19 protein-coding genes and 1 pseudogene are annotated in these 21,257 nt (G+C 52.3%); 4 read left to right on the plus strand and 16 right to left on the minus strand.

What is annotated here, in order from left to right; all coding sequences use genetic code 11:
* Nucleotides 1-8 precede the first annotated feature (8 nt).
* The 3 genes from rcsF (at nucleotide 9) to proS (ending at nucleotide 2,995) form a co-directional block, all read left to right on the plus strand.
* Nucleotides 9-419: an Rcs stress response system protein RcsF gene (gene rcsF, locus E2566_RS16710; RefSeq protein ID WP_107169052.1), complete on the plus strand. Its 411-nt coding sequence runs from the start codon at nucleotides 9-11 to the stop codon at nucleotides 417-419.
* Nucleotides 416-1,132 (plus strand): tRNA (N6-threonylcarbamoyladenosine(37)-N6)-methyltransferase TrmO, encoded by a 717-nt coding sequence (gene tsaA, locus E2566_RS16715; protein ID WP_107169051.1) that lies wholly within the window; start codon nucleotides 416-418, stop codon nucleotides 1,130-1,132. The genes rcsF and tsaA overlap by 4 nt, the downstream gene beginning before the upstream one ends.
* Nucleotides 1,133-1,276: 144 nt before the next feature.
* A complete protein-coding gene (gene proS, locus E2566_RS16720; RefSeq protein ID WP_107169050.1) occupies nucleotides 1,277-2,995 on the plus strand; it encodes a proline--tRNA ligase in 1,719 nt (572 codons plus the stop codon).
* 103 nt (nucleotides 2,996-3,098) lie between these two features.
* Here proS and rpoS read toward each other — a convergent pair whose 3' ends face one another.
* The 7 genes from rpoS to ftsB all read right to left on the minus strand — a co-directional run bounded on the left by rpoS (nucleotide 3,099) and on the right by ftsB (nucleotide 9,161).
* Entirely contained in the window at nucleotides 3,099-4,091 is a 993-nt protein-coding gene (gene rpoS / locus E2566_RS16725) for an RNA polymerase sigma factor RpoS (protein ID WP_107169049.1), read from the minus strand.
* A gap of 53 nt (nucleotides 4,092-4,144) precedes the next feature.
* Nucleotides 4,145-5,167, minus strand: a complete 1,023-nt coding sequence (gene nlpD, locus E2566_RS16730) for a murein hydrolase activator NlpD (RefSeq protein WP_205942473.1) — start codon at nucleotides 5,165-5,167, stop codon at nucleotides 4,145-4,147.
* Nucleotides 5,168-5,639: 472 nt separating this feature from the next.
* On the minus strand, nucleotides 5,640-6,266 hold the full coding sequence (locus tag E2566_RS16735; protein ID WP_107169047.1) for a protein-L-isoaspartate(D-aspartate) O-methyltransferase: 627 nt from the start codon (nucleotides 6,264-6,266) through the stop codon (nucleotides 5,640-5,642).
* A 140-nt stretch (nucleotides 6,267-6,406) separates the two neighbouring features.
* On the minus strand, nucleotides 6,407-7,453 hold the full coding sequence (gene truD, locus E2566_RS16740) for a tRNA pseudouridine(13) synthase TruD (RefSeq protein WP_107169046.1): 1,047 nt from the start codon (nucleotides 7,451-7,453) through the stop codon (nucleotides 6,407-6,409).
* Between the two features lie 117 nt (nucleotides 7,454-7,570).
* Nucleotides 7,571-8,068 carry a 2-C-methyl-D-erythritol 2,4-cyclodiphosphate synthase gene (gene ispF / locus E2566_RS16745; RefSeq protein ID WP_107169045.1) on the minus strand — a complete coding sequence of 166 codons (498 nt, stop codon included), beginning with the start codon at nucleotides 8,066-8,068 and terminating at the stop codon, nucleotides 7,571-7,573.
* 40 nt (nucleotides 8,069-8,108) lie between these two features.
* Nucleotides 8,109-8,822, minus strand: coding sequence for a 2-C-methyl-D-erythritol 4-phosphate cytidylyltransferase (ispD, locus tag E2566_RS16750; protein WP_107169044.1), 714 nt, complete (start codon nucleotides 8,820-8,822; stop codon nucleotides 8,109-8,111).
* A gap of 3 nt (nucleotides 8,823-8,825) precedes the next feature.
* Nucleotides 8,826-9,161, minus strand: coding sequence for a cell division protein FtsB (gene ftsB / locus E2566_RS16755; protein WP_107169043.1), 336 nt, complete (start codon nucleotides 9,159-9,161; stop codon nucleotides 8,826-8,828).
* A gap of 224 nt (nucleotides 9,162-9,385) precedes the next feature.
* Between ftsB and E2566_RS16760 the strand changes: the two are divergent.
* Nucleotides 9,386-9,559: pseudogene (locus E2566_RS16760) on the plus strand (polar amino acid ABC transporter ATP-binding protein); the annotation flags it as partial.
* 56 nt (nucleotides 9,560-9,615) lie between these two features.
* Here the strand turns inward: E2566_RS16760 and E2566_RS16765 are convergent.
* From E2566_RS16765 to E2566_RS16805, 9 genes are all read right to left on the minus strand, one after another.
* Nucleotides 9,616-9,948, minus strand: coding sequence for a DUF3561 family protein (locus E2566_RS16765; RefSeq protein WP_205543196.1), 333 nt, complete (start codon nucleotides 9,946-9,948; stop codon nucleotides 9,616-9,618).
* Between the two features lie 58 nt (nucleotides 9,949-10,006).
* The gene (gene cysC / locus E2566_RS16770; RefSeq protein ID WP_205942472.1) at nucleotides 10,007-10,687 is read right to left on the minus strand and encodes an adenylyl-sulfate kinase; all 681 of its coding nucleotides are present in this window, start codon (nucleotides 10,685-10,687) and stop codon (nucleotides 10,007-10,009) included.
* A complete protein-coding gene (gene cysN, locus E2566_RS16775) occupies nucleotides 10,626-12,053 on the minus strand; it encodes a sulfate adenylyltransferase subunit CysN (RefSeq protein ID WP_107169058.1) in 1,428 nt (475 codons plus the stop codon). The genes cysC and cysN overlap by 62 nt, the downstream gene beginning before the upstream one ends.
* Nucleotides 12,054-12,127: 74 nt before the next feature.
* Nucleotides 12,128-13,036, minus strand: a complete 909-nt coding sequence (cysD, locus tag E2566_RS16780; protein ID WP_107169040.1) for a sulfate adenylyltransferase subunit CysD — start codon at nucleotides 13,034-13,036, stop codon at nucleotides 12,128-12,130.
* Between the two features lie 9 nt (nucleotides 13,037-13,045).
* A complete protein-coding gene (gene cysG, locus E2566_RS16785) occupies nucleotides 13,046-14,488 on the minus strand; it encodes a siroheme synthase CysG (RefSeq protein ID WP_107169039.1) in 1,443 nt (480 codons plus the stop codon).
* Nucleotides 14,489-14,798: 310 nt separating this feature from the next.
* Nucleotides 14,799-15,533, minus strand: a complete 735-nt coding sequence (locus E2566_RS16790) for a phosphoadenylyl-sulfate reductase (protein ID WP_107169038.1) — start codon at nucleotides 15,531-15,533, stop codon at nucleotides 14,799-14,801.
* A 12-nt stretch (nucleotides 15,534-15,545) separates the two neighbouring features.
* Nucleotides 15,546-17,279, minus strand: coding sequence for an assimilatory sulfite reductase (NADPH) hemoprotein subunit (gene cysI, locus E2566_RS16795; RefSeq protein ID WP_107169037.1), 1,734 nt, complete (start codon nucleotides 17,277-17,279; stop codon nucleotides 15,546-15,548).
* The gene (gene cysJ / locus E2566_RS16800; protein WP_107169036.1) at nucleotides 17,279-19,102 is read right to left on the minus strand and encodes an NADPH-dependent assimilatory sulfite reductase flavoprotein subunit; all 1,824 of its coding nucleotides are present in this window, start codon (nucleotides 19,100-19,102) and stop codon (nucleotides 17,279-17,281) included. Before cysJ ends, cysI begins: the two co-directional genes overlap by 1 nt.
* A 278-nt stretch (nucleotides 19,103-19,380) precedes the next feature.
* A complete protein-coding gene (locus E2566_RS16805; protein ID WP_107169035.1) occupies nucleotides 19,381-21,105 on the minus strand; it encodes a PilZ domain-containing protein in 1,725 nt (574 codons plus the stop codon).
* Nucleotides 21,106-21,257 lie beyond the last annotated feature (152 nt).

The following is a 21,257-nucleotide window of genomic DNA, read 5'->3' on the forward strand; positions in this document are numbered from 1 at the left end:
ATCCTTTAATGCGTGCTGTTCCCTTTATATTGTTAGCCATGTCGCTGACAGGCTGTTCTTTATTTCAGAAGCCACAGGCACCCGTTCCTCAACCTGTTGTTGAAACCAAAGCCGTAGAGCCCGCACCGAAACCAAAGCCACCCGTTCGCCCTGCTCCAGCCGTGCTATATAAAAGCGCTGAAGAATTAGTCGGTAAACCTTTCCGCGATATGGGTGAAGTTTCAGGCTCTTCATGTCAGGTCAGCGCTCAGGACTCACCTCCCAACACGGCAAATGCACGTAAAAGAATGCAGAACCGCGCAACGGCAATGAAGGCCAATGCGGTTTTACTGCATGAATGCCAAACCGTTAGCGGCGTAGCGGGTTGCTATAGCCAAGTCGTTTGCCAAGGAACCGCGCTGAAAGTCTCTGCACAATGAGTCAATTTGTTTTCAATCAGATCGGGATTATCCGCTCACCGTATAAAGAAAAATTTGCCATTCCGCGGCAACCGGGTCTGATTGAAGATGGAGGTGGAGAACTTCAGCTATTACCGCCCTATAACCAAGCCGACTGTGTGCGGGGACTAGAGAATTTCAGTCATATTTGGATACTGTTCATCTTTCATCAAACGATGGAAGGCGGCTGGCGCCCAACGGTTCGACCACCGCGTCTGGGAGGAAATACTCGTACAGGCGTTTTCGCTACGCGCTCCACTTTTCGCCCCAATCCTGTCGGTATGTCGCTGGTTGAATTAAAAGGAATCCGCGCAAAAGGCGAAGCCATTACGCTCGAATTAGGCAGCCTTGATTTGGTCGATGGCACACCAGTCGTCGATATCAAGCCTTACCTGCCTTTTGCAGAAAGCCATCCTCAGGCGCGAGCGGGTTTTGCCCAAATGGCTCCCGATGCCACGATGCCGGTATTTTTTTCGCCGTATGCAGAAAACCAGATTGCCGAACACCAAAAGAAATATCCTCAGTTGAAACGCTTTATCTCGCAGGTATTGGCGCAAGATCCGCGCCCCGCCTACCGCAAAGGGGAAAGCGCCACGCGAGAATACGCCGTTTTACTGTTAGAATTCAATGTGCGCTGGCGCGTCTGTGGAGAACAAACCGAAGTGTTAAGCCTCGACCCGTCTCACGCGTGTTAAGACACGAGTCCAGCAATATATTCTAAAATTGTTCCTACTCTCTTTTGACACGCAGCCCACGCTGGTAAACTAAACCACTTTTTATGCGCCTTCGGCTGCGCGGCAGCCCTATGCTATTTGTTGTTCTAACGGAACTAAAACCCCATGCGTACTAGCCAATACATGCTCTCCACCCTCAAGGAGACACCAGCCGATGCGGAAGTCATCAGCCATCAGTTGATGCTCCGTGCAGGAATGATTCGTAAACTGGCCTCCGGCCTTTACACCTGGTTGCCGACCGGTTTACGTGTTTTGAGAAAAGTTGAAAACATCGTGCGCGAAGAGATGAACAACGCGGGCGCCATTGAAGTCTCAATGCCGGTTGTTCAACCTGCCGATTTATGGGTGGAAAGTGGACGTTGGGATCAGTATGGCCCAGAACTGCTACGCTTTGTCGATCGTGGCGAACGCCCGTTCGTACTCGGCCCAACACACGAAGAAGTGATTACAGACCTGATTCGTAATGAAATCAGCTCTTATAAGCAGTTGCCGCTGAATTTCTTCCAGATTCAGACCAAATTCCGTGATGAAGTTCGTCCACGTTTTGGCGTGATGCGCTCGCGTGAGTTCCTGATGAAAGATGCCTACTCTTTCCATACTTCACAGGAATCGTTGCAGGTCACCTACGACGCCATGTACGCCGCTTATAGCAAGATTTTCAGCCGTATGGATCTGGATTTCAGAGCGGTTCAGGCAGATACGGGTTCTATCGGTGGCAATGCATCCCATGAGTTCCAGGTACTGGCGGCCAGCGGTGAAGACGATATCGTTTTCTCAACGGAGTCCGACTACGCGGCAAACATTGAACTGGCAGAAGCTGTCGCGCCGAAGTTAGGCCGTGCCGAAGCGACGGAAGAGCTGCGCGTGGTGGATACGCCAAACGCCAAGACCATCGCCGAACTGGTCGAGCAGTTTAAATTGCCGGTAGAAAAAACAGTAAAAACGCTGCTGGTGAAAGCTACGGAAGAAAGCGGGCATAAACTGGTTGCATTGCTGGTGCGCGGCGATCACGAACTGAACGAAATCAAAGCTGAGAAAATTGCTCAGGTCGCAAGTCCGCTGACGTTTGCAACGGAAGAAGAAATTCGTGCAATCATCGGCGCAGGCCCAGGATCATTGGGCCCGGTCAAACTGTCGATTCCTGTCGTTGTCGATCGCACCGTTGCGGCCATGAGCGACTTCAGCGCTGGCGCGAACATTGATGGCAAACACTATTTTGGCATCAACTGGGAGCGTGATGTGGCACTGCCGCAGGTTGCAGATATCCGCAACGTGGTTGAAGGCGACATCAGTCCAGACGGTAAAGGCACGCTGCAAATTAAACGCGGTATCGAAGTGGGTCACATCTTCCAGTTGGGCAGCAAGTATTCTGAAGCGTTGAAAGCGACCGTTCAGGGCGAAGACGGCCGTAACCAGACTCTGACGATGGGCTGCTACGGTATTGGTGTAACGCGTGTTGTCGCGGCAGCGATTGAGCAAAACCATGACGAACGCGGCATCATCTGGCCAGACGCGATTGCACCTTTCCACGTTGCCATTCTGCCAATGAACATGCACAAATCTTTCCGCGTTAAGGAAGTCGCTGAGGATATCTATCAGCAGCTGCGCGCTAAAGGTATTGAAGTTCTGCTCGACGATCGTAAAGAACGTCCAGGCGTGATGTTCGCCGATATGGAATTGATTGGCGTGCCGCACACTATCGTCATTGGCGATCGCAATCTGGATAGCGAAGAGATTGAATACAAGAATCGCCGGATCGGTGAAAAGCAAATGATTAAAACCAGCGACATCATCGATTTCCTGCTGGCGAATATCGTACGCTAATCGCCATCAAACCGCCCTTTCGTGTGAAAGGGCGAGTGACAGACATAAAAAATGGTGGGTTTCCCCACCATTTTTATTCCAAGACATCAGTAACCGTCACGAATTATTCACGAAACAGTTCTTCAATGCTCAAGCCCTGAACCTGCAAAATTTCCCGCAGGCGGCGTAAACCTTCGACCTGAATCTGACGAACACGCTCGCGCGTTAAGCCGATTTCACGACCCACATCTTCCAGCGTAGCCGCTTCATACCCCAACAGGCCGAAACGACGCGCCAACACCTCACGCTGTTTGGCATTAAGCTCAAACAACCATTTAACGATATTCTGCTTCATATCGTTATCCTGCGTGGTGTCTTCAGGTCCGTTATCTTTTTCGTCAGCCAGAATATCCAGCAGCGCCTTTTCCGAATCCCCACCCAACGGGGTGTCGACAGACGTAATGCGCTCATTCAAGCGCAGCATGCGGTTGACGTCATCAACGGGCTTATCGAGCTGTTCGGCAATTTCTTCCGCACTCGGCTCGTGATCCAGTTTATGAGACAGCTCGCGCGCGGTGCGCAGATAAACGTTGAGTTCTTTGACAATGTGAATAGGCAAACGGATGGTGCGGGTTTGATTCATGATCGCCCGCTCTATCGTCTGTCTAATCCACCACGTCGCGTAGGTTGAAAAACGGAATCCTCTTTCTGGATCGAATTTTTCAACCGCACGGATCAGACCAAGATTTCCCTCTTCAATCAGGTCCAGCAACGCCAGACCACGATTGTTGTAACGGCGGGCAATTTTCACTACCAGCCGCAGGTTACTCTCGATCATTCGGCGGCGCGATGGGATATCACCGCGCAGCGCGCGTCGTGCAAAATAAACTTCTTCTTCTGCGGTTAAAAGCGGCGAATAGCCGATTTCTCCCAAATAGAGTTGCGTTGCGTCTAGAACACGCTGTGGGACCCCTTGCGATAACAGCTCGTCTTCCGCCGAGTCACTATCATTGGTATCTTCCTCTGCCAGCGCTTTATCGTCAAAAACGTCAAGTCCATTTTCGTCGAAATCGGTATCTTCATGTAACTCGTTAACTTTCAGCGTACTTTGGCTCATAAGTGGCTCCTACCCGTGATCCCTTGGCAGAATACCGAAATACTCTGCCCGATTTATCGCTGCGGCAGAAAACGCAGCGGGTTTACGGATTTCCCCTTGTAACGAATTTCAAAGTGCAAGCGAACTGAGCTGGTGCCTGTACTGCCCATCGTAGCGATTTTTTGTCCTGCCGTGACATCTTGCTGCTCACGGACTAGCATCGTATCGTTATGGGCATAGGCACTGAGGTAGTCATCATTATGCTTGATGATTATCAGATTTCCGTAACCACGTAGTGCATTGCCCGCATACACCACACGCCCACTGGCAGTTGCGGTGATCGGTTGCCCACGTGAGCCGGCGATATCAATCCCTTTATTTCCCCCTTCGGAATCGGAGAAACTATCTATGACTTTCCCATCGGTAGGCCAACGCCAACTGGCGACAGCAGCCGTATTGCTGCTGGCAACAGCCGCTGGTGCGGAAACAGGAGCGGTTGTTGTTGCCCCTGCCGTAGGTAACATCTTACCTACATTCTGTTTACCCTGGTTACCAGAATACGCATTAGTTGACTGAGAATCAACCAATGTAGATTGTATTTGAGCACTTGATGGCGGCGTCGGTACTCCACCTCGGGTGGCATCGGTTGTTGCCAACATTCCGCCGCCGCTCGTCAGGCCACTGCCCGACGTATTGTTACCGACCCCGTTGCCTAAGCTCAGCGATTGCCCCACATTCAGGCTATATGGCTCAGGAATATTGTTGCGCTGCGCCAGATCCCGGTAGTCATTACCAGTAATCCAGGCAATATAAAACAGGGTATCTCCCCGCTTAACGGTGTAGGAGCTTCCGCCGCTGTAGCTGCCTTTCGGGATATTACCGTAGCTGCGGTTATAAACGATCCGGCCATCGGACGTTGTTGCTACATTTTCACCCGCCGTTGAAATGCGCGGTGGTGGCGCAGATAACATCCCCCCTCGGCTGCCCGTATTTCCGTCAACGCTGCTGATCGGTGCGGATTTGGAATTATTGTTGGAGCATCCAGCCACCCCAAAGACAACCACCATACACGCAGCAATGTGACGCAAATTCATCATTCGGCTTCCCATGCGCCTTACTCCCCTATAACTATAGCGTTCAAAAAAGTCACTATATCCATCATACTTCAAGTTGCATCGATGCTGGCAATACTCGGCTCATCTGCGAGTTTCGTCCTAGCAGGTCAACGTTTTGCGTTGTTCAAGACGCCCATGTTTTGTCCTGCAACTCGAATTATTTAGGCTATATAACGTTCAAAAAAACAGTAATACTCAGAACTCAATTTGGACATGTCTGCTTCACATCTGCTGTCGCTTAACTGACCGTAGCGTAAATGATTGTAGCGTAACCGATATTTTATTCGTTAAGTTGGAACGAGAAAGATCGCTACTTCACCATCGCTGGTGCATAAGCAAAACAGGAGAGGCACCACGATGATTGGATGCTAACAACACCAACAAGTTCGCACCATAAAACCGTTGTATTGAAATTTTAAAGACTTAGCAACACATGCACACCATTGCCACGGTATCAGGCTAATTCGCCTTTGACTAGCGGAACAAACCGAACGGCTTCAACCGTTTGAATAATAAATTCGCCAGCACGGCGCTGAACAACTTGCAGTATTTGCGACTGTTCGCCAACGGGCAACACCATTACACCGCCCTCATCAAGCTGTCCCAACAGGGCCTGGGGAATTTCCGGCGGTGCAGCCGTAACGATAATGGCATCAAATGGCCCACGCGATGCCCACCCTTGCCATCCATCGCCATGCCGGGTTGAAATATTATGCAAATCAAGCTGCTTTAAACGACGTTTAGCCTGCCATTGCAGCCCTTTGATGCGTTCAACGGAGCAAACGTGACGAACTAAATGCGCTAAAATCGCCGTTTGGTAACCTGAACCGGTGCCAATCTCAAGCACGCGGGATACCGGTGTCAGGTTGAGCAGCTCCGTCATCTTCGCGACCATATAAGGTTGCGAGATAGTCTGGCCGGAGCCGATAGGTAGAGCAGTGTTCTCATACGCTTTATGTTCGAACGCCTCGTCAACAAAGCGTTCTCTGGGTACGGCTTCTATTGCTTTCAGCAGACGTTCGTCCTGAATGCCTTGCTGGCGCAGTTGTGCCAGCAACGTTTCTATACGTTTGTTTACCATTCCCCGCCGACCTCAGCTCTGGTTAACCTCGCCACCAATACAGCAATTTTCCCGCACAGGGGTAAACCAGCCGCCGCTATCACGCAGTGACTAGCATTGATTCTCTTCAACTATTTTCTGCAAAAAAGCTTCACTGCGCATCAAGCACCGAGATCGGTATCCTGCTGAGCATGCAGTAATTCACGTACCACACTGGTCGCAAAGCTGCCCGCGGGTAGCCAGAATTTCACGTCGACTGTCGCATCATCCTGCCATTCCCACTGCATTTGCTGCGGATACAGCAGTACAGCGCGCCGGGCAGGTTCAACCCGCTCACGTTTGACCAAAGACCATAGCGTTTCTTGTCCGCTCAAGGCCTGTTCTTCAAATACTCGCGCGTCATCCTGCGTACCCAGTTCACCATCACCGGGCAACGGTGCAGTAATCTGGAGCTCGCCAGCATCAAGACGCGCCTGCAAGGTTTCCAATTCATCAGGTTTAGCAACAAACCAACTACCGCGACCCGTTAGCTGTAATGCGTCGCCACACAAAACGGTTTTCGTTTGCTGTTGCGCCAGTCTCGCACTGGCAACCTGATTAAACATCGCACTGCGGCTGGCAGAAAGATAAAAGCTACGCTTACTACGTTCTTTTACCCGAATATCATTATTTGCCCAAAGACGTGCCTGCTCAAGATTATTCCCGTTCCGTCCAAAACGCTGACTACCGAAATAATTAGGGACGCCATTGGCGGCTATCAGCGCCAAACGCGCTTCCACCTCGTGTCGATCGCTCACCTGACGCAACACCAGAGTAAAATGGTTACCCCGTAGCGCACCAATGCGCAATTTGCGGCGGTGGCGAGTCACCTCAAGTACGTCACAACCGTCAAGTTCCAGCAAGGAGAAATCTGGCGTCTCTTTTCCCGGCATATGCAGGCAAAACCACTGTTCGGTGACAGCATGGCGATCTTTCAGACCCGCATAGCTGACGGCACGCAGCGGCAGACGGGCAAATTTTGCCAGCATCTCAGCCACGAATTGCGTATTGCAGCCGCGCTTACGTACGCGCACCAAAACCTGTTCACCATCACCATCTGGCTGAAATCCCAGATCTTCCACCACCAGAAAATCTTCCGCGGCGGACTTCAATGAGCCAGTAGCCTGTGGTTCACCATGCAGCCAGACGAGCTGTTCGCTATTTTCCATCGTTATCCCACAAGGTGCATAACTGGATAATACGCAGTCATGACATTGTTTCTTATACTGTTAATTTTCTATTATTGACAAGGTGTTGTTGATAAAACATGGCTTATAAAGAACGGCTTACCACGCAACAATTTCGCCCGTTCCTTTTTTCACGAGTAAGGCAACGGCTTCGCAGGCAATGCCTTCGCCACGACCGGTAAAACCCAGCTGTTCTGTCGTGGTGGCTTTCACATTGACGTCATCCATGTGGCACTGCAAATCTTCCGCCAGATTCACGCGCATTTGCGGAATATGCGGGGCCATTTTCGGTGCCTGCGCAATAATCGTAACGTCCAGATTACCTAGCTGATAGCCCTTTTCATTGATACGACGCCAGGCTTCACGCAGTAGGCCACGGCTGTCCGCACCTTTAAAAGCCGGATCGGTATCAGGAAACAGCTTGCCAATATCGCCCAACGCAGCGGCACCTAACAGGGCATCGGTCACCGCGTGTAACACCACATCCCCATCGGAATGCGCCAGCAGGCCTTGAGAATAAGGAACTCGAACGCCACCGATCACCAGCGGACCTTCTCCACCAAACTTATGGACATCAAAACCGTGACCGATACGCATCGCGCGTTCTCCTTATCTGTATTTAACGAATAAAATGAGGTTACTGCAAACGGGTTAAATAGAATTCGGCCAATGCCAAATCCTCTGGACGCGTGACTTTTATATTATCCGACCGCCCGCTGACAATTTGCGGGCGATAGCCACAATATTCCAGCGCAGAGGCTTCGTCCGTAACGGTAACACCATCCTGAAGCGCACGTTGCAAACACTGTTTCAGCAGCGCCGCAGGGAAAAGCTGTGGCGTCAACGCATGCCATAAATCGTTACGCTCTACCGTGTGGCCGATCAACCCGCCCGTACCACGTTTCATGGTATCACGAACCGGTGCGGCCAGAATTCCACCGACCTCAGTCTGCTCAACAATCGCCAGCAAGCGCGTCAGATCGTCCTGATGCAGGCACGGACGCGCAGCATCATGCACCAGCGCCCACGCCGTATCGGAAACGGTAGCTAGCCCTGCAAGTACGGAATCCGCACGCTGCTGCCCGCCTGTCACGGCACAAATACGAGGATCGTTGGCAATCGCCAAGGTATGAAAAAATGCGTCATTTGGGCTAATGGCAACGACGACACGCTGTACGCGTGGATGGCGCAAAAGCGCATCGATAGTATGTTCAAGAATGGTTCTATGGCCGATCGCATTATTGCCAATCGTCAGGTACTGTTTAGGACGATCGTTCTGCATCCGGCTACCGTTACCCGCAGCGGGTAAAACAGCAACAATTTCAGGCGGGGAAAGGCGTGGTGTCTGCATGCGTCAACGTTGTGTATTATTGGATGAAGTCGAATTGGGTGAAGTTGTATTCGCGCCACGATGCCCCGATTCTGGCACCAGACGATAAAAGCTTTCACCGGGCTTGATCATACCCAGTTCATTACGCGCACGCTCTTCTATCGCCTCTTGTCCGCCATTGAGGTCGTCAATTTCAGCAAACAGTTGTTCGTTGCGGTCTTTTAATTTGGCATTGTTACCCAGTTGGACAACAACATCATCGTTCACCCGAACATAATCGTGAATGCCATTTTTGCCCAGCCACAGTGAGTACTGAAGCCAGCCAAGCAATATCAATAATAACAGCGTAAGCTTTCCCATCCCGCCCCCTGAAAAACCGCTTAATCATCCCATAACTTTTGTTTCGACTCCACTGTGTCCGGTAGTGGAAGGCAAGATTCACCTCGTTGCGTCCCCAAATAGGGATATTTCTGGCAAAAATCACGCTCAATGCGCTCTCAGGTAACTTATGTCGGTCGATTTATCCTGCACATTTACGCTCAGACTACGGCGCGTTCCTCTCTTGCGTAGTAGCCATCACACTGAACGAAGGCATGACTATAGTCATCGTAACCCATGAAATGGCCTTTGCCAGAGAGGTCGCGGATAGAGTGATCTTTATCGATCAGGGGATTATTCAGGAGCAGGGGACACCAGAGGCGATCTTTACTCATCCGAGTAACCCGCGCACACAGGCTTTCTTGAGCAAGATTCTGTAACATTGAACGCTGTAAAATAATGGGCTGTCAGCATCCACGCTGGCAGCCTTTTCCCTTTACCACCCCGTCAGAAAAGAAAAAACCAGCCAGAACAGACATATTACCGTCAGCCCTGTCGCAAAAAGCGTGTAAAAAAGATAGCCTCTCAGCAGAAAGCTAAACCCGACGCCAACCAGCACTGAAAACGGCATCAGCGCCAAAAAGAACGGCCACGTGTAAAGCATGAAGAAAAACGTAGTATTAGAGCCATACACCAGAAAAGGGATGCTAAAAGCCAGCCAATAAAAGGAGAACCCCGTCACCGCTCCCATAAACAGATAGGAAACGCTGTCATCCTCTTCTTGCGCTGGACGAGTCTTGCTAATCGTTAACTGCGTGGCATTTTGCATAATCTTTCCCATTATTCCCCTGCATCACCCAACAACTCGGTGAAAAAAAGCGGGGACATCAGAGCTTGATAATAGCTCGCTTGCCAAGCAGATCTAACAATTGGCCGGTCAAAGTTGTTACGAATTGTTCACCATCCAGATGACTATCCGGCGCTTCCGGCGCCTCATACACCGAGTCGATCCCCGTGAAATTGCGCAACTCCCCCGCGCGGGCTTTTTTGTACAACCCTTTAGGGTCACGCGCTTCGCAGGTCGCTAAAGGTGTATCCACAAAAACTTCAATAAACTGCCCGTCACCGAGCAAATCCTGCACCATTTTGCGCTCGGCGCGATGCGGAGAAATAAACGCGGTCAGTACCACCAGCCCCGCATCCACCATCAGTTTGGCAACTTCACCCACGCGGCGGATATTCTCGCGCCGCTCGTCGTCAGTGAAGCCGAGATCCCGGCATAGGCCGTGCCGAACATTGTCGCCATCCAGCAGGTAGGTGCTGACACCACGCTGGTGCAATGCCTGCTCCAGCGCGCCTGCTAGCGTGGATTTACCGGACCCAGACAGCCCGGTAAACCAGATAACGACGCCCTGATGACCATGTAGTTTCTCGCGCGACTCACGGGTGACATCGTGCGCATGCCAAACCACGTTATCGTCAGTCGGTTCATCGCGTAAAGACACGTTATTTGCCTCCCAACAAATCGCGCGCACCCCAATGCGGGAAGTGGCGGCGCACCAGTGCATTCAGCTCTAGTTCAAACGCACTGTACGCACCCGGTTCCTGATACACCTGTTCGATAGGTTCGCGTACCAGGCCAGCGCCTACCGTGACATTACTCAGACGATCGATAAAGATCATCCCGCCTGTCACTGCATTATGTTGATAATTGTCCAGCACCAGCGGCTCATCAAAAACCAGCTCAACGGAGCCGATACCGTTCAGCGGCAGATTTTCGGCGACGCGCTGCGTCAGCGTATTGATCTCAACCTGATATTGAATATTCTCAACCCGGGCGCGCGTTTTCTTACCGCCAATCTTGATGTCGTAGCTCTGTCCCGGCACCAGCGGCTGTTCCGCCATCCAGACAACATCCACCAGCGCATGCTGCACCGCTTTCAGCGATTCGCCGCTATCGACCAGCAGATCGCCACGGCTGATATCCACTTCATCCGCCAGTACCAGCGTAATCGCTTCACCGGCCTGTGCCTGCGGCAAATCACCGTCAAAGGTCACAATACGGCTGACGGTGGATTCTACGCCAGACGGCAGTACTTTGACCCGCTGCCCGACACGGATAATGCCGGATGCCAGCGTTCCTGCGTAGCCACGGAAATCCAGATTCGGGCGATTGACATATTGCACCGGGAAGCGCATCGGCTGTTCCAGCGTACGCTGTGCCACATTGACCGTTTCCAGCACGTCCAGCAGTGTCGGTCCGGTATACCAGCCCATCGTCGTGCTTGGCGTTGCAACGTTGTCACCATCCAGTGCAGAAATCGGCACGAAGGTAATATTCAGGTCGGCAGGCAGTTGCTGAGCAAAATCCAGATAATCCTGCTTAAACTGTTCAAATACCGTTTGCTGGTAATCCACTAAATCCATCTTGTTCACCGCCACCACCAGATCGCGAATCCCCAGCAGGGTCGCGATGAAGCTGTGACGACGAGTTTGATCCAATACACCTTTACGGGCGTCAATCAGCAGGATTGCCAGCTCACAGGTTGATGCACCCGTTGCCATATTGCGGGTGTATTGCTCGTGTCCTGGCGTATCCGCGATGATAAATTTGCGTTTTTCCGTCGAGAAATAGCGGTAGGCCACGTCAATCGTAATGCCCTGTTCACGCTCGGCCTGAAGCCCATCGACCAACAGCGCCAAATCCAATTTTTCGCCCTGCGTGCCCAGACGCTTGCTGTCGTTGTGCAGCGTACTGAGCTGATCTTCATAAATCTGGCGCGTATCGTGCAGCAAACGGCCAATTAGCGTACTTTTCCCATCGTCAACGCTGCCACAGGTCAGAAAACGCAGCAGCGTTTTATCCTGCTGCGCGTGTAAATAGGCTTCCACACCGCCTTGCTCGGCGATCTGCTGTGCAATCGCATTATTGATAACGACTGCATCTTTCTCAGCCGCATTTTCTGCCGCTGCATCTTTTAAAGAAATTTGGCTCATTCGACGATTCCTCAGAAATACCCTTGACGCTTTTTCAGCTCCATTGAACCGGCCTGATCGCGGTCAATTACCCTTCCCTGACGTTCACTGGTTGTGGAAACCAGCATCTCTTCGATGATCTCCGGCAGCGTTTGCGCATCCGATGCCACCGCACCAGTCAGCGGCCAACAGCCCAGCGTGCGGAAACGCACCATGCGCTGTTCGATCACTTCACCCGGTTGCAGATCGATGCGATCGTCATCCACCATCAGCAGCATGCCATCGCGTTCTACCACTGGACGCGGAGCAGCCAGATATAGCGGAACAATATCGATATTTTCCAGATAGATATATTGCCAGATATCCAGCTCGGTCCAGTTAGAAAGCGGGAAAACGCGGATGCTCTCGCCTTTGTTAATCTGACCGTTGTAGTTGTGCCACAGCTCTGGGCGCTGGTTTTTTGGGTCCCAACGATGGAAACGATCGCGGAAGGAGTAAATACGCTCTTTGGCACGCGACTTCTCTTCATCGCGACGTGCCCCGCCAAATGCGGCATCAAAACCGTATTTGTCCAATGCCTGCTTCAGTCCTTCGGTTTTCATGATGTCGGTGTGTTTGGCGCTACCGTGTACAAAAGGGTTAATTCCTAGCGCTTCACCTTGCGGGTTGCGGTGCACCAGCAGTTCACAACCGTAAGCTTTCGCCGTACGGTCGCGGAATTCGTACATTTCACGAAATTTCCAACCGGTATCAACATGCAGCAGCGGGAAAGGCAGCGATCCCGGATAGAACGCCTTGCGCGCCAAATGCAACATCACCGAAGAGTCTTTACCGATGGAATACATCATCACCGGGTTACTGAACTCGGCCGCCACTTCGCGGATGATGTGAATGCTTTCGGCTTCGAGCTGCCGTAAATGCGTGAGTCGTTTCTCGTCCATACCCTTTCCTTAAGCCAAGTTTACTACCGCTGGGCGGCTGTCTTGCGGCACCGTCGGCGTTGTCTGACCAAACCAGGCAATCTGGTGATGTAAATCCACCACCTCGCCAATCACCAGCAGCGCCGGCGTCGGCGCTTGCCGTGCCAAATGTTCCAACTCTTGCAGCGTACCGATTTGTACCTGCTGATCGTGTCGAGTACCGCGGCTAATCACGGCAACGGGCGTCTGCGATGAACGGCCATGCGCAATAAGCTGCTGTGAAATCTCTGCGGCTTTCATCGTTCCCATATAAATCGCCAGCGTCTGACGGCCACGCGCCAGCGTTGACCAGTCCAACGCATCGCCATCGGGGCGACAGTGGCCAGTAATAAACAGTACGCTCTGCGCGTAATCACGGTGCGTAAGCGGAATCCCCGCATACGCCGTGACGCCCGCGGCGGCCGTCACACCGGGTACCACCTGAAACGTGATCCCCGCCTGTGCCACCGCCTGTAGCTCTTCGCCGCCGCGGCCAAAAATAAAGGGGTCGCCGCCTTTCAGACGCACCACCCGCTTGCCTTCCTGCGCCAGCGTCACCAGCAGTTGATTAATCTCATCCTGTGGCAACGAATGCGCGCTGGCACGTTTTCCGACGCAGATGCGTTCGGCATCTCGGCGCACCAAATCCAGCACATCGGCACTGACCAGATGGTCATACAACACCACGTCAGCCTGCTGCATCACCTGCAATCCACGCAGCGTAAGCAACCCAGCATCGCCGGGGCCTGCACCAACCAGCGCCACTTCACCGCGTACTGCCGCAGGCAATTGTTGCTCGTCTTGCTGATTAACCAGTTGCTGTTGCAATTCGTCTTCGGCCTGCCCCAACTGTCCGGCAGAAACCAGCGATGCAAAGCGTCCGACAAACAGCCGTTCCCAAAAACGGCGGCGTGCTGACATCGAATGCAATCGGGTTTTAATCCTGTCGCGCCAGCTTCCGGCGATATCCGCCATCGTACCCAAACTGGCAGGCAGTAATGATTCCAGCTTTTCACGCAGCAGACGCGCCAGCACCGGGGCCTGTCCCCCCGAGGAAATAGCCACCACCAGCGGAGAGCGATCGACAATCGAGGGGAAAATAAACGAGCACTTCGGCTGATCGTCCACCACGTTCACCAGCAAATGACGCTGATTCGCCGCCTCAAACACCGCGGCATTCAACTCGGCGTCATCCGTGGCAGCAATCACCAAAAACACACCGGATAACAGCTCGGGCGTAAAAGCGTGCGCCAGCCATTCAACCTGTCCGGCCTGATGCTGTGCAGCCAACGGTTCCGCCAGCGCCTGTGCGACAATTTTTACCTCCGCGCCCGCGCGTTGCAGTAGATCGATTTTGCGCGTGGCAACCTCGCCGCCGCCAACAACCAATACCGGGCGCTGACGAAGATCGGCAAATATAGGGAGATAGTTCACAATCGCCTTAACTAAGCAAAAAAGTAGATAATGCGACTATACGGTGAGGACAGAACACTTATGAAATGCCGAATTGGAATGACAAGTTCCGTAATGGAATAACAACACGTTTACAACTGAGATTGGGATGATAACGGCGGTAAAAAATGACGGTGATAAAAAAGTGGGCGATGCCCTAATGCCTATCGCTTAAGCATTGAGATACACGGGGCGACCACAGGGGTGAGGCGTCCCTACGGGAACCTCCCCCTGTGTTTCCCCTAATAACGGGCTTAAGTAACCCGTATTAGACGATATCCAGTTTTTTCTTTTACCCTTCGTGCAGCCCGCATTCGCGTTTCAGGCCGAAGAAGCGGGTTTCTTCTTCGCTCATGCCCGGTTCCCATTTACGGGTGGTGTGCGTATCGCCGACGGATAAATAGCCCTGATCCCACAGCGGATGATAGCTCAGGCCGTTTTCTTTCAGATATTGATACACCGTCCGGTTATCCCAATCGATAATCGGCAGGAATTTGAAGACGCCGCGCTGAATCGCCAGCACCGGTAATTCCCCCCGGCTGCCAGACTGCTCACGACGCAGGCCAGCAAACCAGGTCCCTGCATTTAGCTCGCTCAGTGCCCGATTCATCGGTTCGACTTTATTCAGCAGGTTATAGCGCTCAATACCTTCCACGCCCTGCTCCCAGAGCTTGCCGTAGCGCGCTTCTTGCCAGGCCGCGGATTCAGCGGCGCGATACACTTGCAGGTTCAGTTTAAGCTGTTCCGTCAGTGCATCAATAAACTGATAGGTTTCAGGAAACAGATAACCGGTATCCGTGAGGATGACCGGAATATCCGACCGCTGTTGCGTCACCAGATGCAGCGATATCGCAGCCTGAATACCGAAGCTGGACGACAACACAAAATTGCCCGGCAGATTCTCTAGCGCCCAGCTCACCCTTTCCTGTGCAGACAGTTGCTCAAGCTGACCATTCACAGCAGCCAACGCGGCCACCTGTTCCGCTTTCGGTAACGCGTTGAGCACCTCAAGGTTAAATTCGGCCATCAGGATCTCCTGTCAATCATAAAAATCGCGGGCGGGGTCCAGCACCGGTTTAATGATGTTGGTACGAATGACGAAATCACCGAAGCCTTCATTCGGCTGGCGATCTTGCGCCCACAGCCCGATAAGCCTGTCGATTTCTGCAAGGATCTCAGTTTCATTAATGTTTTCGCGATACATACGGGGAATACGTGTTCCTTCTCGATTCCCACCGAGGTGCAGGTTATAACGCCCCACCGCTTTGCCCACTAAACCAATTTCCGCCAACATCGCGCGGCCACAGCCGTTCGGGCAGCCCGTCACGCGCAGGACAATGTGTTCATCGCCCACACCATGCTGCTGCATAATACCTTCCACTTTCGTGACAAATTCCGGCAAGAAGCGCTCGGCTTCTGCCATCGCCAGCGGACAAGTTGGAAATGACACGCAGGCCATTGAATTCTTGCGCTGCTCGCTGACGCTGTCATCAATCAGGCCGTGCTCACGCGCTAGCGCATCAATCTTCGCTTTGCTACGCGCAGGAACGCCTGCCACGATCAAGTTCTGATTCGCCGTTAAGCGGAAATCCCCTTTATGGATCTTGGCAATTTCCGCCAGGCCGGTTTTCAGCGGACGGCCTGGATAATCCAGAACACGACCGTTTTCGATAAACAGCGTCAGATGCCATTTATTGTCGATACCTTTAACCCAGCCGATGCGATCGCCGCGCCCAGTGAATTCATAAGGGCGCACGGCTTCAAACTTCACACCAGCACGCGCCTCCACTTCCTGCTTAAAGTTATCTACCCCCACGCGTTCCAGCGTGTATTTGGTTTTCGCATTTTTACGGTTGGTACGGTTACCCCAATCACGTTGCGTGGTCACCACGGCTTCCGCGATGGCCAACGTATGCTCAACGGAAATATAGCCCAGTTCACTGGCGGTACGCGGATAGGTTTCTTTATCGCCGTGCGCGATAGAGAGTCCACCGCCCACCAGCACGTTAAAGCCCACCAGACGGCCGTTATCGGCAATCGCAACGAAGTTAAGATCGTTCGCATGCAGATCGATATCATTCTGCGGCGGGATCACCACTGTGGTTTTGAACTTACGCGGCAGATATGTCGAACCCAGAATTGGCTCCTCATCCGTCGTTGCCACCTTTTCCTGATCCATCCAGATCTCAGCATAGGCGCGCGTGCGCGGCAGCAGATGCTCAGAAATCTTTTTCGCCCACTCATACGCCTGCTGATGCAGTTCGGATTCTATCGGGTTAGACGTACACAACACGTTACGGTTCATGTCGTTCGCCGTCGCCAGCGCATCCAGACCGATGCTATTCAGCATCTGGTGTACCGGTTTCACGTTCGATTTGAGAATACCGTGATACTGGAACGTCTGACGATTCGTGATGCGAATGCTGCCATAGATCGTATTTTCAGTCGCAAATTTGTCGATCCGCAGCCACTGCTCTGGCGTCATCACGCCACCGGGCAGACGGCAGCGCAGCAGCATCGCATGGCGCGGCTCCAGTTTCTGCTCAGCACGTTCGGCGCGAATATCGCGGTCATCCTGCTGATACATTCCGTGGAAACGGATCAGCAGAAAGTTATCGCCCTTAAAGCCGCCGGTCAGACCATCGTTCAGGTCGTCAGCAATCGTGCCGCGCAGAAAGTTACTTTCTGTCTTCATGCGCTCAGCATCAGCGAGTTTCCCTTCTACCACCAAAGGACCGGGGTGTTTTTCACTGAAAACGTATTTTTCACTCATTAGTACACATCTCGCTGATAACGGCGCTCAAGGCGCAGATCGCTTAAAAACTCATCGGCCTGTTCACTGTCCATGCCGCCATGCTCAACTATCACATCCAGCAGTGCCCGCTCGACGTCTTTCGCCATACGGTTGGCATCACCACACACGTACAGGTGCGCGCCATCCTGAATCCAGCGCCAGACTTCCGCGCCTTTTTCCCGCAGTTTGTCCTGCACGTAAACTTTATGCGCCTGATCGCGCGACCAGGCCAGATCGATGTTGGTTAGCAGGCCATCTTTAACGTAGCGCTGCCATTCAACCTGATACAGAAAATCTTCCGTAAAGTGCGGGTTGCCGAAGAACAGCCAGTTTTTCCCTTCAGCCCCATCGGCATCGCGCTGCTGCATAAAGGCGCGGAACGGCGCAATTCCGGTGCCCGGCCCGATCATGATGACCGGCGCGTCGGAATTAGCAGGCAGACGGAAGTTATCGTTATGCTCGATGAAAACACGAATTTCATCGTCTTCACTCAGTCTGTCAGCCAGATAGCTAGAGGCGCCACCGGCACGCTCGCGGCCTTCGTATTCGTAGCGCACCACGCCAACGGTGATGTGCACTTCGCTTTCGACTTCCGCCTGCGAGGAGGCAATAGAGTAAAGGCGCGGCGTCAGCGGACGCAGCAGGCTCAGTAGCTGTTCTGCCGTCAGTTCAGTCGGCGCCTGTCGCACCATATCCACCAGCGGCGTTCGCTGTGCAAACTGCTGGAGAGCTGGCTTATCGGCCAACAGCGACAGCAGCGTTTCATTACGCGACAGTGCCGCGTATTTCTCGACAATCGGTGCGGTGTTCTGCGTCAGCTCAAAGTGACTTTTCAGCGCCTGCGATAGTGGCAGCGTCTTGCCGTCAACGCTGACGGACTCATCGCCTTTCAGCCACAGTAATTCCAGCAACTCCTGCACCAGCGCGGGGTCGTTATCGAACCACACGCCCAGCGCGTCGCCCGGCTGGTAGCGCAAACCGGAATCGCCCAAATCGATCTCGATATGGCGAACATCCTTTTCGGAATTACGCCCGGTCACTTTCTGGTTCACAGCAAACGTGGCATGCAGCGGTGAGGATTTGCTGTACGGGCTGCTGGTAATTTCATCCAGTGCACCCTGAGAGGCAATTTGCGCGACGGCTTCGCCCTGAACCGGCACTCGAGCCTGCAAAATATCAACCAACTGGCGTCGCCACTGTTCGGCGAGCGCCTGATAATCGACATCGGCATCGACGCGATCCAGCAGGCGTTCAGCGCCCAGCTCAGCCAGACGGTTATCGAAATCTTTACCCGCCTTACTGAAGAATTCGTAAGAGGTATCACCCAGGCCAAACACGGCAAACGCGGTGTCTTTCATCTCCGGGGCTTTTTTGGACAGCAGGAACTTATGCAGCGCGACCGCCTCTTCCGGCGGCTCCCCTTCCCCCTGCGTCGAGGCGACGATTAGCAGCAGCTTTTCCTGTCCGATTTGCTTGAACTTGTAATCACCCGCATTGACCAGATTGACAGACAGCTTGGCCGCCAGCAGATCGTCACGCAGTTGTTCCGCGACCCGACGCGCATTACCTGTCTGCGAGGCGGAGATCAGCGTAATGGTTTGCACTGGCACCGTGACAGCGGACGCCGCCGTGGCCGTTATCGCGCCTGACTGCACGTTCCCAGGCTGCTGTACCAACCCCCAGAAATAGCCAGATAGCCAGGCCAGCTGCGTCGATGAGAAATCACCGGTTGCCGCCTGTAAACGCGTTAATTGCTCCGCACTCAGCGGAAGCAATGAAGTGGGGGAAACCGGAGTAGTCATTGTGATTTCTGTTTCCTTGTGCCTGTGCAGTTAGCCAACGACGCTAATACAAAAACATGCAATAAAAAGATGAATGGAGGATAAGGGTAACGATCTGCATCTTAACAATTAAAGAAATGATGGAAATATTAAATAACCAAAATGACTAAATGGTTTTTCTGATAGTCCTTATTGCTTAAAGTGTTATAGCTGATGGCATGCGCGTTGCGTGGCGATATCGGTAAGAATGCATTCAGAAAGAGGGGCTGCCGCGCAGCCCCATACAAACAGGATGTGGGCTAAATTTTCAGCACTTTCATGCCAAAATCGTCGGGATGTACGACGTTTTCAAGCTGGCCGACCTGCAACAAATCCCCTTTAGAGACGACGCTGCTGATATTGGTATCAGGAAAGCGCAGATTCTTGACGAGGTGCACCACGATCGGTTTACCCTTTTTATCAATATCCATCACCCAGCCAAGAAACCCCCCCGAGTATTTAGCCAGACTACCTATTGGATAGAGGCCGTAAATCTGCACGTAATTGACCAACACCGCTTTATCATAGGCACCGTTCGCCTCATAGATTTTCCGGTAGGCTGCCAATGGCGTACGGGGAGAAATGCCATTGCGCGTATGCCTCAGCTTATTAATCGCCTTAATCACGGAGACTAAGCGGACGAGCTCCGATAGTCGATCGCCGTGTTTACCCTGTGGATAGCCGCTGCCATCCAAACGCTCGTTAGCATTCTCAATCACATCGCGACACGTGGGGGTTATCACCCAATTTAGCTCACGTAATTTCGCACACAACACGCCCACATGGCCGCTAAGGATCGCTTTCTGCGCCGGGTTCATGTTTACTTTCAGCGACGGAAGGCTGGCGTTCACCAACAGCGGCTTGCCCATGGTGTGAAGTAACGCACCTAGCACCGCCTCACGCACGTGAGGCGCATGGGGATCGGAAATTAACAGCATATCGGCCAGTTTCCCCGCGACCTGCACGGCATGCCTGACCCAATCCGCCTCATCACGCAGGAACGACAGCGCATACAAAAAAGCCTTTCTCTCTTTTTTGACCATATAAAGCAGAGTGTCAACACAGTCATAGAAGATCTCAATAGGCAGTTGATTGCGCGTTTTCATGTACATCAGCCCAATCTGAAGCCGATGGGCGACTTCCATTACCCCGCGTTCCATCGGCGTTTGCCGGGTACGTTTCTCTCGCTCCTGACTTTCTCGCAGCAATAGACTTTTCTCCTTGGTGCCCGGAATAAACAATGGGGACGAATACACCATGCTGCCAGTCACGCCGGTTCGGTATGCTGCTTCTCTTTCCGATTCATTCGTATAACGGAGCAACGCTTCAGACTGTGATGAAGACAAATTAATAAATTGGATGCCAACAGCGGCGTAGCCATTATTCCCAAAAGGTCGTATATGGCGAATTTTCCCCTCGGCATAAAAGCTTTCTCCGTTAGGGAATTCAAGCGCGACGCCGGGAATGTCTTGACCAACTTCAATTGCAATGCTCTCAACCAGATCGATTTCGACCATACACCCACCGGTCGATAAATTGCGTAACGTTCCAGGTACGTTAAGCGTGTGCATATAGACTTCAAGGCGAGCACGAGCCTGCATGCCAAGAATAAAAGGAATACGAATCGCGCCTCTGTTTTCCGTGACAAAAACAGATTCCGGCAAACGACATTCCAGACGATAAAACATACTGTCCATCTTGAATAATTGTGTGGAAATATTACAAAGACTGTAGGTTTCTCGTTCGATGTTCTCCGTCCCTTTGAGAGCTTCCAGATCAAAATTCAAACCACCATCTGCAAGATATCTGTCGATATCCGAACCAGAATATTCCACATCCAACACGATTCGACTTTTATCCAGATTCAGTTCTGCAACATCTGCTTTTAATGCATATAGCATATCTTTAGCATAAATAGACATCACATAAGTATGTTGCAGCAATGCGCTAATCACTTTAGCGGGAGGGGGAGAAAATTTTTCCACTATAAGATCCACCTATTAACGCGATGGTGATATATCCCAAAAAATCCCCAAAAGGACTTCTCTCTTTTTAATAAAACGAATTCTACCGTGGGATGTAATGATCTAGAAATGTGCCTACTTTTACTGGGTAAAACGTCAACCAGGCTCAATTT

Source organism: Pectobacterium punjabense (genome assembly GCF_012427845.1).
GTDB classification, from domain to species: Bacteria; Pseudomonadota; Gammaproteobacteria; order Enterobacterales; family Enterobacteriaceae; genus Pectobacterium; species Pectobacterium punjabense.